Raw genomic sequence first — 14,333 nt, forward strand, 5'->3', positions numbered from 1 at the left:
TCGCCCCTCCGACACTGCTAGCATCAGGCGGTCATCCATCGCCACCAGGCCAGCCTCAAGTTGCCTATGCTCGAGACGACAGCACTGCCAGGGAAAGCATTGCCCCCGCCACTGGACACCCGCTACCAGGTCGAAACGCCAGAAGGCATCGACCTGCCGCTGCGGCCTGCGGGGCTGATGCCGCGCGCCCTGGCCTTTGCCATCGACCTGGGCTTTCGTGGCCTGATCCTCGGCGTACTGTTTATTGTCCTGGGGTTTCTCGGGCAGCTCGGCATGGGCCTGGGTTCGATCCTGCTGTTTCTGGTCAGCTGGTGGTACATGGTGCTGTTCGAGGTGTTGAACCAGGGCTGCTCGCCAGGCAAGCAACTGATGGGCCTGCGGGTCGTGCAGGACGATGGCACGCCCATCGGCTGGGGCCCTTCCCTGACCCGCAACCTGCTGCGTTTTGTCGACATGCTGCCGTTCGGTTATTGCCTCGGCGCCATCAGTTGCCTGCAGCACCCGACCTTCAAGCGCCTCGGCGACCTGGCCGCCGGCACGCTGGTGATCTACCGCGAGCAGCCGGTGGTCCGCCCGACCTTGCCGGCAGTGCCCGCCAAAACCGCCGCCTTCGCCCTGAGCCTGGCCGAACAGCGGGCCATCCTCAGCTTCGCCGAACGCCAGGAACAACTGTCCGCGCAGCGGGTCCAGGAACTGGCCGCCCTGCTCGCCGAGCCCCTGCATGTCACGCCTGCGCAAGCCACTGCCGAACTCAACGGCATCGCCCGCGGGCTGCTGGGGCCGACATGAAACAGAGCCTGTTCGAAAGCCGTCATCAAGCCTTGTGGCAGCGCCTGCGCGAACAGCTCGAGCAACTGGAACGCGGCCAGGCGACGCCCGAGACCAGCGCCCGTTTCCCCGAGGATTACCGGCGCCTGTGCCAGCACCTGGCCCTGGCCCAGGAGCGCGGCTACAGCAGCTTTCTGGTCGATCCGTTGCAGCAACTGGCGCTGCGTGGCCATCAGCAGCTCTATCGCCAACGCAGCCCGTTGGGCGCCCGGGTCCTGGGCTTCATCCTGGCCGGTTTCCCGCAGCTCGTGCGCGAGCAATGGCGCTTCGTCCTGGCCGCCAGCCTGGTGTTCTTTGGCAGCCTGCTGGGTATCGGCCTGCTGGTGTACCTGGTGCCCGAGCTGATCTACAGCGTGATCAGCCCGCAACAGGTGGCCGAGATGCAACGCCTCTACGACCCGAACGCCAGCCGCCTGGGCCGGCTCGCCAACCGCGCCGCCGGCGAAGACTGGATGATGTTCAGCTACTACATCATGAACAACATCGGCATCGCTTTTCAGACCTTTGCCAGTGGCCTGCTGTTTGGCCTCGGGAGCCTGTTCTTCCTGTTTTTCAACGGCCTGACCATAGGCGCGGTGGCCGGGCACCTGACCCAGATCGGCTATGGCGCCACCTTCTGGTCGTTCGTCGTCGGCCACAGTGCCTTCGAGCTCAGCGCCATCGCCCTGGCCGGCGCGGCGGGGTTGAAAATGGGCTGGGCGCTGATCGCCCCCGGGCGTCTGCCCCGCGGCGAAGCCTTGCTGCTGGCCGCGCGCACCAGTGTGCAGTTGATCTGCGGGGTCATTCTGTTTCTGCTGATCGCCGCATTTATCGAAGCCTATTGGTCCTCCCTGACCTGGCCCGCGGCCTGGATCAAATACCTGGTCGGCGGCGCCTGCTGGCTGCTGGTCCTGGCCTACCTGATATTCGCTGGACGCCGTCATGCGCCTGAGTGAAGCCAGCGTGGTGATCCGCCCGCGCACGACCTGGGAAGCCATGGACCTGGGGGTGCTGCTGAGCCAGCGCCACCGGCGCCTGCTGATGACCAGCTGGGCGCTGATCACCTTGCCGGTGTTCGCCCTACTCAGCCTGCTGCTCTGGGACTCGCCCACCCTCGCCCTGCTGCTGTTCTGGTGGCTCAAGCCGGCCTTCGAACGGCTGCCGCTGTATATCCTCGCCAAGGCCCTGTTCGGCGAAACCCCGACCTTGCGCCAGGCCCTGCGCCAATGGCCACGGCTGCTCAAGCCGCAACTGCTGGCCAGCCTGACCTGGCGCCGCCTGAGCCTGAGCCGCAGCTTCATCATGCCCGTGGTGCAGCTCGAAGGCCTGAGCGGCGAGGCGCGCCAGCAGCGGGTGCAAGTGTTGCTACAGCGCAATGCCGGGGCCGCGCACTGGCTGACCCTGATCGGCGTGCACCTGGAAGGCATCTTGTGGATCGGCCTGCTGGCGCTGTTCTATCTGCTGCTGCCACAGCAGATAGAACTGGACTGGGACTGGCAGTCCCTGATCGCCGCCGCCCAGCAGGACTGGCTCTGGCTCGAACACCTGACCAACGCCTTTTATGCCCTGATCCTGATTATCTGGGAGCCGGTGTACGTTGCCTGCGGCTTCAGCCTTTATCTCAATCGCCGCACGCTGCTGGAGGCCTGGGATATCGAACTGGTGCTGCGCCGCCTGCGGCAGCGCTTGAGCGGCGTCGCCCTGCTGCTGGTCCTGGGCAGCCTGAGCCTGTTGCCCCTGGCGCCCGAGGCCTGGGCCGCCGAACCGCTCGCCACACCCGACAGCCCGCGCCTGCTGGATCAGCCGCTGACCAGCCAGGCCGCGAAAGACAGCATCAGCCAGATCCTCGACCAGCCGCCCTTCAAGAACCCGCAGACCCTGACCCGTTACCGGTTCGACGAAGACAGCCCGAAAAGCGCTGAAGACTCTGAGCTGCCGGGCTGGCTCAAGGCCCTGACCGATCTGCTCGACAGCAGTGTCTTCGGCGCCGCGGCCAAGGCCCTGGAGATCCTGCTCTGGGCCCTGCTGCTGGGAGCGCTGGCCTTGCTGGTGTGGCGTCATCGTGAGTGGTTGCGGGCCTTTGTCGGCCGCCGACCGCGGCCGGGCAAGGTCCCCGCGCGAACCGCTCCGCAACAGCTGTTTGGCCTGGATCTGAGCCCCGACGCCTTGCCCGAGGATGTTGCCAGCGCAGCCGAGGCGCTCTGGCCGCAGCAGCCACGCGAAGCCCTCGGACTGTTGTACCGCGCGCTGCTGAGCCGGCTCCTGCATGACTTCCGCCTACCGCTGAAACCGGCGGACACCGAGGGCCAGGTCCTCGAGCAGATCAAGGCCTTGCAGTTGCCCCAGCTCCAGGCGTTCAGCAGCAGCCTGACCCAGCACTGGCAGAACCTGGCCTACGGTCATCGCCTGCCTCCCGCACAGCTGAAGCAGGAACTGTGCGATGGCTGGCGGACCCTGTTCGGCCCGGGAGCGCCACGGTGAACCGGCGCCTGCTGCCGCTGCTCGCGCTGCTGGTCGCCGGCTTGCTGGGCGGCTTGCTGCTGTACCTCTACCTCAACGCCAGGCCCTACCAGGAAACCATCGATCACGGCCCTTCCCCGCAAGCCCGCGCCAACCCTTACCTGGCGGCGGAAATGTTCCTGCGCCAGCGCGGCCTGCAGGTCCACCACGCCAACGGCCTGGAAGTGCTGCCGACCCTCAAGCCGGAGCAGCACAGCCTGTTGCTGCTGGGCGAGCGCTCGAACATGACGCCGCAACAGGTCGAGCAACTGCTGGACTGGGCCAGGGCCGGCGGGCGCCTGCTGCTCGTCGCCGAAGCCCTGTGGAACAAAGAAGCCGGACGCAGCGGCGACCTGCTGCTCGATCGCCTGCACCTGCGCCAGTTTCTCAGCAAGGACCTGAAAGCCCCGCCGCCCGACGCCGGCAAAGAGCCCTACCCGAAACTGACCAAGCTCTACCTGGAAGACGAAGACGCGCCGGCCTACATCGGTTTCGACACCGACTTCCATCTGGAAGACCCGGACAACCTCGCCCAGTCCTGGGCCAACAGCGCCCGGGCGACCCACATGATGCAACTGAGCTACGGCAAGGGTTCGGTTACCGTGCTCACCGATGCCGAGATCTGGAAGACCCCGCTCATAGCCAAGTACGACAACGCCTGGCTGCTCTGGTACCTGAGCGCCGACAGCGACGTCACCCTGCTGTTCGACACCGATCACGACAGCCTCTGGAGCCTGCTGCTGAAGTACTTCCCCCAGGCGCTGGTGGCCCTGGCGGCGTTGCTTGGCCTGTGGCTGTGGCATGTCGGGGTTCGCCACGGACCGATGCAGGCGCCGACACCCAAGGCCCGGCGCCAGTTGCGCGAGCACCTGCAAGCCAGTGCCCGCTTCCTGTTGCGCCGCACCGGCCAGCAAGGGCTGCTGCAGGCCCTGCGCCAGGACATCCTGCGCCGCGCCCAGCATCGTCATCCCGGTTTCGAACGACTCACCGCCGCCGAACAAGGGCAGGTCCTGGCCCGCCTCACCCGGCAACCGGACAGCGTCATCAGCCAGGCCCTGGCCCCCCAGCCGACACAACGCCTTTCCAGCGCCGACTTCAGCCGCCTGGTCACCCACCTGCAAACTCTCAGGAATGCCCTATGAGCGACCTTCCCGCCGAACCGCTTCCCGCCACCGAGCCCGGTCATGCGCAAGCGCATGCCGTCCAGCAACGCCAGCGCGCCAGCCAGTTGGCCCAGGCCCTGCGCCATGAACTGCAAAAGGCGGTGATCGGCCAGGACGCGGTGATCGACGACGTGCTCACCGCCCTGATCGCCGGCGGCCACGTGCTGCTCGAAGGCGTGCCCGGGCTGGGTAAGACCTTACTGGTGCGGGCCCTGGCCCGTTGCTTTGGCGGCGAGTTCGCGCGCATCCAGTTCACCCCGGACCTGATGCCCAGCGACGTCACCGGCCATGCGGTCTACGACCTGCAGACCGAGCAGTTCAAGCTGCGCAAGGGGCCCATGTTCACCAACCTGCTGCTGGCCGACGAGATCAACCGCGCGCCGGCCAAGACCCAGGCCGCCCTGCTCGAAGCCATGCAGGAGCGCCAGGTCACCCTCGAAGGCCGGGCGCTGCCCATCGTCCAGCCCTTCATGGTACTGGCCACGCAGAACCCGATCGAACAGGAAGGCACCTACCCGCTGCCGGAAGCCGAACTCGACCGTTTCATGCTCAAGCTGCGCATGGACTACCCGGACAGCGACCAGGAGTTGAACATGGTCCGCCAGGTCACCCGCTCGCCCCGGGCCGACATGCTCGACGTGCAGCCGCTGCGCACCCTGCTGCAGGCCAAGGACGTGCTGGCCCTGCAACGGATCGCCAGCGACCTGCCGCTGGACGAGCAGGTCCTCGACTACGCCGTGCGGCTGGCCCGGGCCACCCGCAGCTGGCCGGGACTGACCCTCGGCGCCGGGCCACGGGCGTCGATCGCCCTGGTGCGTGGGGCGCGGGCCCGGGCCTTGTTGCGGGGCGGCGAGTTCGTCATTCCGGACGACATCAAGGGCTGCGCCCTGGCGGTGCTGCGCCATCGCGTGCGGATCGCCCCGGAACTGGATATCGAAGGCCTGTCGGTGGAGCAGGTGCTCAAGCAACTGCTCGATCAAGTACCGGCACCGCGACTATGAGATTCATGACTGCGAGCCCGCCAAAGCGATGAAACCCTCACGCCTGTTTCTGACCTGGCTTGGCGTATTGCTGGCGCTGGACGTGCTGCTCGGCGCCGCGCGCGCCTACGGCCTGGCGGTCGCGACCAGCCTGCAAGCGATTGCCTGGGGCCTGCTCCTGGCCCTGTTGCTGCTGGCCGTGCTGGACGCCTTCCGGCTCAGGCGCCTGCCTTCGCCCCAGCTCCAGCGTCAGTTGCCCGGCAGCCTGCCCCTGGGGCGCTGGAGCGAAGTGCGCCTGGAGGTTCGCCACGACTTTACCCAGCCGCTGACCCTGGAGCTGTTCGATCATGTGCCGGACGGCCTGGGCTTCGAGTACCTGCCGCAGTCGCTGCTGCTGGAGCCGGGCCAGTCGCAGGCGTTGGGTTACCGGGTGCGGCCGCTCAAGCGCGGCCATTTCAACTTCGAGCGCTGCGAGGTCAGCCTGCCCAGCCCGCTGGGCCTGTGGTCGGCGCGGCGGTTGCTGAAGCTCAACGACAGCACGCGCGTCTACCCGGATTTCGCCCGCCTCTACGGCGCCCGGTTGCTGGCCGTCGACAACTGGCTGAACCAGATCGGCGTGCGGCAACAGCCGCGTCGTGGCCTGGGCCTGGAGTTCAACCAGCTGCGCGAGTTTCGCGAGGGCGACAGCCTGCGCCAGATCGACTGGAAAGCCACCGCCCGGCAACGCACGCCGATTGCCCGCGAGTACCAGGACGAACGCGACCAGCAGATCGTCTTCATGCTCGACTGCGGTCGGCGCATGCGCAGCCAGGACGGGGAACTGGCGCATTTCGACCATGCGCTCAACGCCTGCCTGCTGCTCAGTTATGTCGCCTTGCGCCAGGGCGATGCGGTGGGCCTGAACACCTTTGCCGGCGAACGCCGCCGCTACCTGGCGCCGGTCAAGGGCGCGGGCCAGTTGAGCGCCTTGCTCAACACCGTCTACGACCTGGACAGCAGCCAGCGCTGCGCCGACTTCCAGGCCGCCGCCAGCGAGCTGCTGGCGCGCCAGAAACGCCGGGCCCTGGTGGTGCTGGTGACCAACCTGCGGGACGAGGACGACGAGGAACTGCTGACCGCGGTCAAGCGCCTCGGGCGCCAGCATCGGGTACTGGTGGCCAGCCTGCGCGAGGAAGTCCTCGATCAGCTGCGCCAGGCGCCAGTGCACAACCTGCCCGACGCCCTGGCCTACTGCGGCACGATCAATTACCTGAATGCCCGTACCGACCTGCATGAGCGCCTGAGCGCCCAGGGCGTCGCCCTGCTCGATGTGCGGCCGGGTGAACTGGGGGCGGAACTGGTGACCCGTTACCTCAGCTGGAAAAAGGCCGGGACGCTGTAACGCTCAAGCAGAGGTCTGCAACGGGTAGAAACTGAAGTAGCTGCGCAAGGCCGTCACCAGCTCGCGGTACTCGGGAGGCGAACGCAGCAGCACGAAGCCGGTATCGTAATGGTGGGGCGTGACATCTTCATGGCACCAGCGGCAGGAGGCGGTGATCTCGATCGATTGCAACTGGCCGTCGCGGCCGGGAACCTGCAGGCGCAACTCAAAATCGGCGCCGATCAGCATCGGCAACTGGCTGATCAACATGAAGCCGTCTTCGGAGACATTGCCCAGATAACCGATGGGTCGATCGGTCAGCCGATTGAACACTTTCAAAAAACACGGCAACTGGTGCCGCTCGATCCGCCGGTCCGTGAACATGTCATGCATCGCTATTTAAGAAGGTCATTGCGCATCGTCGCGCCGAGGACTGTCGGCCCCGGCCGGCCCATTTTAGAAACGATACTCTAAAACAGGCTCGCAGATGTTAGAAGGCTCACGCGGACCCGCGACAGCAGATGAAAAGTTACAACGCGGTCGGACGCGCCTGAGCGCTGCTGCGCGAGGGATAGTGACCCAGTCGCTGCAGGGTTTCCAGGCGCGCGCGGGCGCGGTAGGCGTATTCGCTGCTCGGGTGTTCGGTGATGATGTACTGATAGGTCTGCGCGGCATCGAGGAACAGCTTCTGCCGCTCCAGGCACTGTCCGCGCAGCATCGATACCTCGGGCTGGATATAAGGGCGCGAGCGACTCGTGCGGTCGACCTGGCTCAGTTCCAGTATCACCCGTTCGCAGTTGCCGGCGTCGTAGGCGCGGTAGGCGGTATTCAGATGATGGTCCATCGACCAGCGGGTACAGCCGACAATACTGACGGCCAGGGCAGCAATGAGCACGAATCGCATGGGGGTTCTCCTGTCTTGTGCACGTTATCGACCCGCGTTGGAAAATCTTCAGGAATGTTCGTTTAAAGAAACAAACGAATAAGTAGTGCAAACGAACAATGACTACAGCTGCGGACCATAGTAGCCTCTCGTTGCGCTTGAACTCAGGAGTCTTTGCATGTCCGTCCGTCGTACCAAAATCGTCGCTACCCTTGGCCCGGCCAGTAACTCGCCGGAAGTTCTCGAACAGCTGATTCTGGCTGGCCTGGACGTCGCCCGCCTGAACTTCTCCCACGGCACCCCGGACGAGCACAAGGCTCGCGCCAAGCTGGTGCGTGACCTGGCCGCCAAGCATGGGCGCTTCGTCGCACTGCTGGGTGACCTGCAAGGCCCGAAGATCCGTATCGCCAAATTCGCCAACAAGCGCATCGAGCTGAAGATCGGTGACAAGTTCACCTTCTCCACCAGCCACCCGCTGACCGAAGGTACCCAGGACATCGTCGGCATCGACTATCCGGACCTGGTCAAGGACTGCGGCGTGGGCGACGAGCTGCTGCTCGACGACGGCCGCGTGGTGATGCGCGTCGAAACCGCCACCAGCACCGAACTGCATTGCGTCGTGACCATCGGCGGCCCGCTGTCGGACCACAAGGGCATCAACCGTCGCGGCGGTGGCCTGACCGCCCCGGCCCTGACCGAAAAGGACAAGGCCGACATCAAGCTGGCCGCGGCCATGGACCTGGACTACCTGGCCGTGTCCTTCCCGCGCGACGCCGCGGACATGGAATACGCCCGCCAACTGCGCGACGAAGCCGGCGGCACCGCCTGGCTGGTGGCGAAGATCGAGCGTGCCGAAGCCGTGGCCAACGACGAAACCCTCGACGGCCTGATCAAGGCCTCCGACGCCGTGATGGTGGCCCGTGGTGACCTGGGTGTGGAAATCGGCGACGCCGAGCTGGTGGGCATCCAGAAGAAAATCATTCTGCACGCACGTCGCCACAACAAGGCGGTGATCGTGGCGACCCAGATGATGGAGTCGATGATCCAGAACCCGATGCCGACCCGCGCCGAAGTGTCCGACGTGGCCAACGCCGTGCTCGACTACACCGACGCCGTGATGCTGTCCGCCGAATCCGCCGCCGGCGCCTACCCGCTCGAAGCGGTGCAGGCCATGGCGCGTATCTGCATCGGCGCGGAAAAGCACCCGACCAGCAAGACCTCCAGCCACCGCATCGGCAAGACCTTCGAGCGCTGCGACGAGAGCATTGCCCTGGCCACCATGTATACCGCCAACCACTTCCCGGGCGTGAAGGCGATCATCGCCTTGACTGAAAGCGGCTACACCCCGCTGATCATGTCGCGTATCCGCTCCTCGGTGCCGATCTACGCGTTCACCCCGCACCGTGAAGCCCAGGCCCGCACCGCGATGTTCCGTGGCGTCTACACCATCCCGTTCGACCCGGCGTCCCTGCCGCCAAGCGAAGTCAGCCAGAAGGCCATCGACGAGCTGGTCAAGCGTGGCGTCGTGGAGAAAGGCGACTGGGTGATCCTGACCAAGGGCGACAGCTACCACACCACCGGCGGCACCAACGGCATGAAGATCCTGCACGTTGGCGACCCGATGGTCTGAGTCACCTGAGGCAACAATAAAAAGCCCCGCAGTGAAGACTGCGGGGCTTTTTTATGGATCCTGCAAACCCGTAGGAGCGAGCGGGCGGCGATCCGACTTGCCCGCGATAGCTACACCGCGGTCCGCCAGAAACAACGCGGCGCCCGCCATCGCGAGCAAGCTTCGCTCCTACAGGGCTGGAGTCAGCTCTTGGCAAGAAATCCCGACAAGGCGGCCAACGCTTCCGGCGAATGCAGGCGCTGGGTGAACAGAGCCCCCTCCTCCGCAATCACCTTGCGCAGTTGCTCGCGATCGGGTGTGCGCATCAGCTGCTTGCTGATCTGCACCGCCTGCGGCGCCAGCTTCTCGAAACGCAGCGCCATCTCCCGGGCCTTGTCCAGGGTCGCCGCGCCATCGGCCAAGGCCTGGTTGGCAATGCCCCACTGCGCAGCCTGCTCACCGCTGAAACCTTCGCCCAGCAACAACAGCTCGGCAGCCCTGGCCTGCCCGAGCAGGCGCGGCAGGATCAGGCTGGAGCCGAATTCGGGGCACAAGCCGAGATTGACGAAAGGCATGCGCAAGCGGGCATCGCGGCTGACGTACACCAGGTCGCAATGCAGCAGCAGGGTGGTGCCGATCCCCACCGCCGCTCCCGCGACCGCGGCGACCACCGGCTTGCGGCACTCGAACAGGCTGAGCATGAACTGGAAGACCGGGCTGTCGAGGCCGGTGGGCGGTTGCTGGAGGAAATCGGCAATGTCGTTGCCGGCGGTAAAGCAGTCGCTGCTGCCGCTGATCAGTACCGCGCGGACCTCAGGGTCAGCGTCGGCTTGCCGCAGCCCTTCGGCCAGCTGGCTGTACATGGCCCGGGTCAGGGCGTTTTTCTTGTCCGGGCGGTTCAGCCGCAGGGTCAGCAGCCCGCCCTCGCGTTCAAGCAGGATGGTATCGGTCATGGGTGGTCTCGCTCAGGACGGATCAGCGCTCAACCACGGGGCAGGAATACATCGGCCAGCAGTTGATTGCGCGGCAGCCCCGCCAGGTACAAGCGTCGGGCAAAAGCATCGACGCTGTCGGGGTGCCCGCAGAGTAAGGCCTGGGTTTGCCGCGAAACAAGCCGCAGTTGTGCCAAAGCCGCTGGCAGCTCGGTCGCGGTCAACAGCTCGACACTGAGGTTGGCATGGTTCGCCGCCAGTGCCGCCAAGGGCTTGGCCAGGTAATGCTCGCTGGCGTCATGGGCCAGGTGAATGACGCGGATGGCGCCTTGATGATCCTGGCGCAAAGCCTCGCGCAGGATACCGAACAACGGCGCCAGCCCGGTGCCCGCCGCCAGCAGCCAGAGCGGCCGGGTTTGCCAGTCCGGGTCGTAATGCAGCGCCCCGCCGCGCAATTCGCCCAGGCGCAGCCCATCGCCGGGCTTGAGCTGGCGCGCCGCGTCGCTGAACTCGCCAGGCTGGCGACAATCGAGATGGAATTCGAGAAAGCGGTCTTCGCCGGGCAGGCTTGCCAGCGAATACGGCCGCGCCACGCCGGAAGCCGTCCACAGCACCAGGTGCTGGCCGGCCTGATACCGCAGGTTGCGCTCCGGCTGCAAACGCAGGCGCAGCACCGTGGCCGACAGCCAGTCGACGCCCACCACCTCGGCCGGCGCACCATCGCGCAGCGGGTCGTAGGTTTCGACCCGCAGGTCTTCCACCACCTGACACTGGCAGGCCAGCCGCCAGCCGCGCTGGCGCTGATCGTCGCTCAGGGCATCGGGCCGGCTGTCGCTGGGCAGGCCCTCGACGCAGTGCACCAGGCAGGCGTGACAACTGCCGGCGCGGCAGCTGTAAGGCACCGCCACGCCGGCCTGATTCAAGGCATCCAGCAGGTTGCTGCCAGCAGCCACCGACCACTGCCGCTCACCGACACGCAGCTCAGGCATCGATATTTTCCCAGGCCGCGGCGCAGCGGTTGCGCCCGTCGCGCTTGGCCCGGTACAGCGCCTGGTCGGCACGTTGCAGGGCATCGTCCAGATCGTCGCCCAGTTCCACCAGGGTCATGCCCACGGACAAGCTCAGGCCCGGCACCTCGATGCCGATCAACTGAGCGTCCATGAAGGCCATGCGCAGACGCTCGCAGCAGGAGGTCAGGCGTTCGGGATCGCAATCGGGCAACAACATGACAAACTCCTCGCCGCCGTAGCGGGCCAATACATCGCCATCGCGCAAGCAGGCGCTGGCCACGGCGGCGAACGCCTGCAGCACCTGATCGCCGGCGGCATGGCCGTGCACGTCGTTGATCCGCTTGAAGTGATCGAGGTCGATCAGCGCCAGGCCATGCATCTGGTCCAGGCTCATCGCGTGCAGTTCGCGCGAAGCCAGCCGCAGGAAATGCCGTCGATTGTACAGGCCGGTCAGTTCGTCGGTGGCGACCAGATCTTCCAGTTGTCGCATCATGCCGCGCAAGGTGTCCTGGTGCGCCTGCAAGGCGAAGCGCCGTTGCCGCATGCGCTGCCGGGAAGCCTGCACATAGCTGGCATACAGGCACAGCCAGGCCAGCACCACGAACAGCACGCACACCTGCAGCACGGCGAGCATCGGATCGGCCAGCCGGAAGTGGTAGCCGTCCCACAGCGTGATCCCGGCAAAGCCGATGAAAATCCACAGGGCGCAACGCACGAAAGCCCGGCGCGGCAGGTGGAACAGGCCGAACAGCAGCGTCAGCAGATAGAACACCAGGAAGGTGCCGCGCGCGGTATCGAGGTGGGCCAGCATCCAGGTCTGCCAGCCGATGCCCAGGAGGATCTGGATCTCGGTCAGGCTCGGGTCGCGAAAGCGCAGGTTTCTCCCCGAGACAAACAGCCAGAGCAGCACCGCCTGGCTCAGCACCACCAGGCCGGTATCGATCAGCGCCGAACGCAGCGGCGCCGAATAGTGGCCACTGAAAATCGCCAGCCAGAGCAGCAGCAACGCCAGTCCATAGGTACCCGCCGCAAGAACGAAGCGCTTGAGTAAAAGACTCTGGATAGCGTTATGGGTCAATCGTTGACTCACCATGCGAAAGGGGGCTTTAAAGAGTTTCCTACCCTACAGGCCACTTGCCACTTTAGTGGTGTCGCCAAAAAATAACTATCCCATTTTTGTCCCCGCCCAGCGCCATCCCGCCCCGGGCCGCGCCCACCGTCATGCCTGGCGGCGTCCCCGGCTGGCGTGTCCCGGGCATGCGACTTTGGTTTGACTGCCGGCGCGTGTGCCTGGCCCCGAGGCGCGGTATACTGCCGCGCCTTTTTAGCGTCGCGCCAGTGTGTCCGGCGTGCCTTGAAGGTGTTTGCAACCGACCGATGCACCCAAGCTGCAAGCACCTTATTAAATGTTCCCGTCTTTTAGAGGAGCGCGACTCATGACCGTGATCAAGCAAGACGACCTGATTCAGAGCGTTGCCGACGCCCTGCAATTCATTTCCTACTACCACCCCGTGGACTTCATCCAGGCGATGCACGAAGCCTACCTGCGCGAAGAATCGCCAGCGGCCCGTGACTCCATGGCGCAGATCCTGATCAACTCGCGCATGTGTGCCACCGGCCACCGCCCGATCTGCCAGGACACCGGTATCGTCACCGTATTCGTACGCGTGGGCATGGACGTGCGCTGGGACGGCGCGACCATGAGCCTGGACGACATGATCAACGAAGGCGTGCGTCGCGCTTACAACCTGCCGGAAAACGTCCTGCGGGCCTCGATCCTCGCCGACCCGGCGGGCGCTCGTAAAAACACCAAGGACAACACCCCGGCGGTGATCCACTACTCCATCGTTCCCGGCAACACCGTGGAAGTGGACGTGGCGGCCAAGGGCGGCGGCTCCGAGAACAAGTCGAAGATGGCCATGCTCAACCCGTCCGACTCGATCGTCGACTGGGTACTGAAGACCGTTCCGACCATGGGCGCCGGCTGGTGCCCGCCGGGCATGCTCGGCATCGGCATCGGCGGCACCGCCGAGAAAGCCGCGGTAATGGCCAAGGAAGTGTTGATGGAATCCATCGACATCCACGAGCTGAAGGCCCGCGGCCCGCAGAACCGTATCGAAGAGATGCGCCTGGAGCTGTTCGAGAAGGTCAACCAGCTGGGCATTGGTGCCCAGGGCCTGGGCGGCCTGACCACCGTGCTCGACGTGAAGATCATGGACTACCCGACTCACGCCGCCTCCCTGCCGGTGTGCATGATCCCGAACTGCGCCGCGACCCGTCATGCGCACTTCGTGCTCGACGGCTCGGGCCCTGCGTCCCTGGAAGCGCCACCGCTGGACGCCTACCCGGAAATCGTCTGGGAAGCCGGTCCGTCGGCCCGTCGCGTCAACCTCGACACCCTGACCCCGGAAGAAGTGCAGAGCTGGAAGCCGGGCGAAACCGTCCTGCTCAACGGCAAGATGCTCACCGGTCGCGACGCCGCGCACAAGCGCATGGTCGAGATGCTGAACAAGGGCGAAACCCTGCCGGTGGACCTCAAGGGTCGCTTCATCTACTACGTCGGCCCGGTCGACCCGGTCGGTGACGAAGTGGTGGGCCCGGCTGGCCCGACCACCGCGACGCGGATGGACAAGTTCACCCGCCAGATCCTCGAGCAGACTGGCCTCTTGGGCATGATCGGCAAGTCCGAGCGCGGCCCGACCGCGATCGAAGCGATCAAGGACAGCAAGGCTGTGTACCTGATGGCCGTCGGCGGCGCTGCCTACCTGGTGGCCCAGGCGATCAAGAAATCCAAGGTCCTGGCCTTTGCCGAACTGGGCATGGAAGCGATCTACGAGTTTGAAGTCAAAGACATGCCGGTCACTGTCGCGGTCGACAGCAAAGGCGAGTCGGTGCACATCACCGGTCCTGCCATCTGGCAGAAAAAGATCAGTGAAAGCCTGGCGGTAGAAGTGCAGTAAGCGCTTCGGCCCGTCACCCAAGGCGGTGTTGCTCGATGAGCAGCGCCGCCTTTTTCATGCCTGCCCGGGCAACGACTGCCCACGATCAACGAAGCCACGGACAGGCATGTTATCTTGCCTGCCCCTTTCA

13 protein-coding genes are annotated in these 14,333 nt (G+C 65.5%); 8 read left to right on the forward strand and 5 right to left on the reverse strand.

Going from position 1 to position 14,333, the window contains the following annotated elements; translation table 11 throughout:
- Positions 1–66: 66 nt before the first annotated feature.
- From ACTJKT_RS23540 to ACTJKT_RS23565, 6 genes are read left to right on the forward strand one after another with little or no spacing between them, the layout of a single operon-like run.
- Entirely contained in the window at positions 67–789 is a 723-nt protein-coding gene (locus tag ACTJKT_RS23540) for an RDD family protein (RefSeq protein ID WP_440788755.1), read from the forward strand.
- Positions 786–1,763, forward strand: a complete 978-nt coding sequence (locus tag ACTJKT_RS23545) for a stage II sporulation protein M (RefSeq protein WP_440788756.1) — start codon at positions 786–788, stop codon at positions 1,761–1,763. The genes ACTJKT_RS23540 and ACTJKT_RS23545 overlap by 4 nt, the downstream gene beginning before the upstream one ends.
- Positions 1,750–3,288 carry a DUF4129 domain-containing protein gene (locus tag ACTJKT_RS23550; RefSeq protein WP_440788757.1) on the forward strand — a complete coding sequence of 513 codons (1,539 nt, stop codon included), beginning with the start codon at positions 1,750–1,752 and terminating at the stop codon, positions 3,286–3,288. The genes ACTJKT_RS23545 and ACTJKT_RS23550 overlap by 14 nt, the downstream gene beginning before the upstream one ends.
- Positions 3,285–4,448, forward strand: a complete 1,164-nt coding sequence (locus ACTJKT_RS23555) for a DUF4350 domain-containing protein (RefSeq protein ID WP_440788758.1) — start codon at positions 3,285–3,287, stop codon at positions 4,446–4,448. The genes ACTJKT_RS23550 and ACTJKT_RS23555 overlap by 4 nt, the downstream gene beginning before the upstream one ends.
- The gene (locus ACTJKT_RS23560; RefSeq protein ID WP_440788759.1) at positions 4,445–5,470 is read left to right on the forward strand and encodes an AAA family ATPase; all 1,026 of its coding nucleotides are present in this window, start codon (positions 4,445–4,447) and stop codon (positions 5,468–5,470) included. The genes ACTJKT_RS23555 and ACTJKT_RS23560 overlap by 4 nt, the downstream gene beginning before the upstream one ends.
- A gap of 28 nt (positions 5,471–5,498) precedes the next feature.
- Positions 5,499–6,830: a DUF58 domain-containing protein gene (locus tag ACTJKT_RS23565; protein ID WP_440788760.1), complete on the forward strand. Its 1,332-nt coding sequence runs from the start codon at positions 5,499–5,501 to the stop codon at positions 6,828–6,830.
- A 3-nt stretch (positions 6,831–6,833) separates the two neighbouring features.
- On the opposite strand, the gene ACTJKT_RS23570 is transcribed toward ACTJKT_RS23565, so the two are convergent.
- Positions 6,834–7,193: a PilZ domain-containing protein gene (locus ACTJKT_RS23570; protein WP_009050497.1), complete on the reverse strand. Its 360-nt coding sequence runs from the start codon at positions 7,191–7,193 to the stop codon at positions 6,834–6,836.
- Positions 7,194–7,338: 145 nt separating this feature from the next.
- On the reverse strand, positions 7,339–7,713 hold the full coding sequence (locus ACTJKT_RS23575) for a tetratricopeptide repeat protein (protein ID WP_440788761.1): 375 nt from the start codon (positions 7,711–7,713) through the stop codon (positions 7,339–7,341).
- Positions 7,714–7,870: 157 nt separating this feature from the next.
- Between ACTJKT_RS23575 and pyk the strand changes: the two genes are divergently transcribed.
- Positions 7,871–9,322: a pyruvate kinase gene (gene pyk / locus ACTJKT_RS23580; protein WP_440788762.1), complete on the forward strand. Its 1,452-nt coding sequence runs from the start codon at positions 7,871–7,873 to the stop codon at positions 9,320–9,322.
- A 182-nt stretch (positions 9,323–9,504) separates the two neighbouring features.
- On the opposite strand, the gene ACTJKT_RS23585 is transcribed toward pyk, so the two are convergent.
- Genes ACTJKT_RS23585 through ACTJKT_RS23595 form a run of 3 tightly spaced genes read right to left on the reverse strand, consistent with a single transcriptional unit; the run spans position 9,505 to position 12,321 of the window.
- Complete coding sequence (locus ACTJKT_RS23585) at positions 9,505–10,254, reverse strand: enoyl-CoA hydratase-related protein (protein WP_440788763.1); 750 nt, start codon at positions 10,252–10,254, stop codon at positions 9,505–9,507.
- 29 nt (positions 10,255–10,283) lie between these two features.
- Positions 10,284–11,222: an iron-sulfur-binding ferredoxin reductase gene (locus ACTJKT_RS23590; protein WP_440788764.1), complete on the reverse strand. Its 939-nt coding sequence runs from the start codon at positions 11,220–11,222 to the stop codon at positions 10,284–10,286.
- The gene (locus ACTJKT_RS23595; protein ID WP_440788765.1) at positions 11,215–12,321 is read right to left on the reverse strand and encodes a diguanylate cyclase domain-containing protein; all 1,107 of its coding nucleotides are present in this window, start codon (positions 12,319–12,321) and stop codon (positions 11,215–11,217) included. The genes ACTJKT_RS23590 and ACTJKT_RS23595 overlap by 8 nt, the downstream gene beginning before the upstream one ends.
- Positions 12,322–12,679: 358 nt before the next feature.
- Between ACTJKT_RS23595 and ACTJKT_RS23600 the strand changes: the two genes are divergently transcribed.
- On the forward strand, positions 12,680–14,203 hold the full coding sequence (locus ACTJKT_RS23600) for a fumarate hydratase (RefSeq protein ID WP_007931196.1): 1,524 nt from the start codon (positions 12,680–12,682) through the stop codon (positions 14,201–14,203).
- The last annotated feature ends 130 nt before the right edge of the window (positions 14,204–14,333 follow it).

It is taken from the genome of Pseudomonas sp. 22526 (genome assembly GCF_052044735.1).
GTDB classification, from domain to species: domain Bacteria; phylum Pseudomonadota; class Gammaproteobacteria; order Pseudomonadales; family Pseudomonadaceae; genus Aquipseudomonas; species Aquipseudomonas piscium.

Coding starts and splice junctions, on each gene's coding strand:
- ACTJKT_RS23585 (WP_440788763.1), bottom strand. CDS start 10,254: ATGACCGATACCATCCTGCTTGAACGCGAGGGCGGGCTGCTGACCCTG.
- ACTJKT_RS23570 (WP_009050497.1), bottom strand. CDS start 7,193: ATGTTCACGGACCGGCGGATCGAGCGGCACCAGTTGCCGTGTTTTTTG.
- ACTJKT_RS23560 (WP_440788759.1), top strand. CDS start 4,445: ATGAGCGACCTTCCCGCCGAACCGCTTCCCGCCACCGAGCCCGGTCAT.
- ACTJKT_RS23545 (WP_440788756.1), top strand. CDS start 786: ATGAAACAGAGCCTGTTCGAAAGCCGTCATCAAGCCTTGTGGCAGCGC.
- ACTJKT_RS23590 (WP_440788764.1), bottom strand. CDS start 11,222: ATGCCTGAGCTGCGTGTCGGTGAGCGGCAGTGGTCGGTGGCTGCTGGC.
- ACTJKT_RS23600 (WP_007931196.1), top strand. CDS start 12,680: ATGACCGTGATCAAGCAAGACGACCTGATTCAGAGCGTTGCCGACGCC.
- ACTJKT_RS23565 (WP_440788760.1), top strand. CDS start 5,499: ATGAAACCCTCACGCCTGTTTCTGACCTGGCTTGGCGTATTGCTGGCG.
- pyk (WP_440788762.1), top strand. CDS start 7,871: ATGTCCGTCCGTCGTACCAAAATCGTCGCTACCCTTGGCCCGGCCAGT.
- ACTJKT_RS23550 (WP_440788757.1), top strand. CDS start 1,750: ATGCGCCTGAGTGAAGCCAGCGTGGTGATCCGCCCGCGCACGACCTGG.
- ACTJKT_RS23575 (WP_440788761.1), bottom strand. CDS start 7,713: ATGCGATTCGTGCTCATTGCTGCCCTGGCCGTCAGTATTGTCGGCTGT.
- ACTJKT_RS23540 (WP_440788755.1), top strand. CDS start 67: ATGCTCGAGACGACAGCACTGCCAGGGAAAGCATTGCCCCCGCCACTG.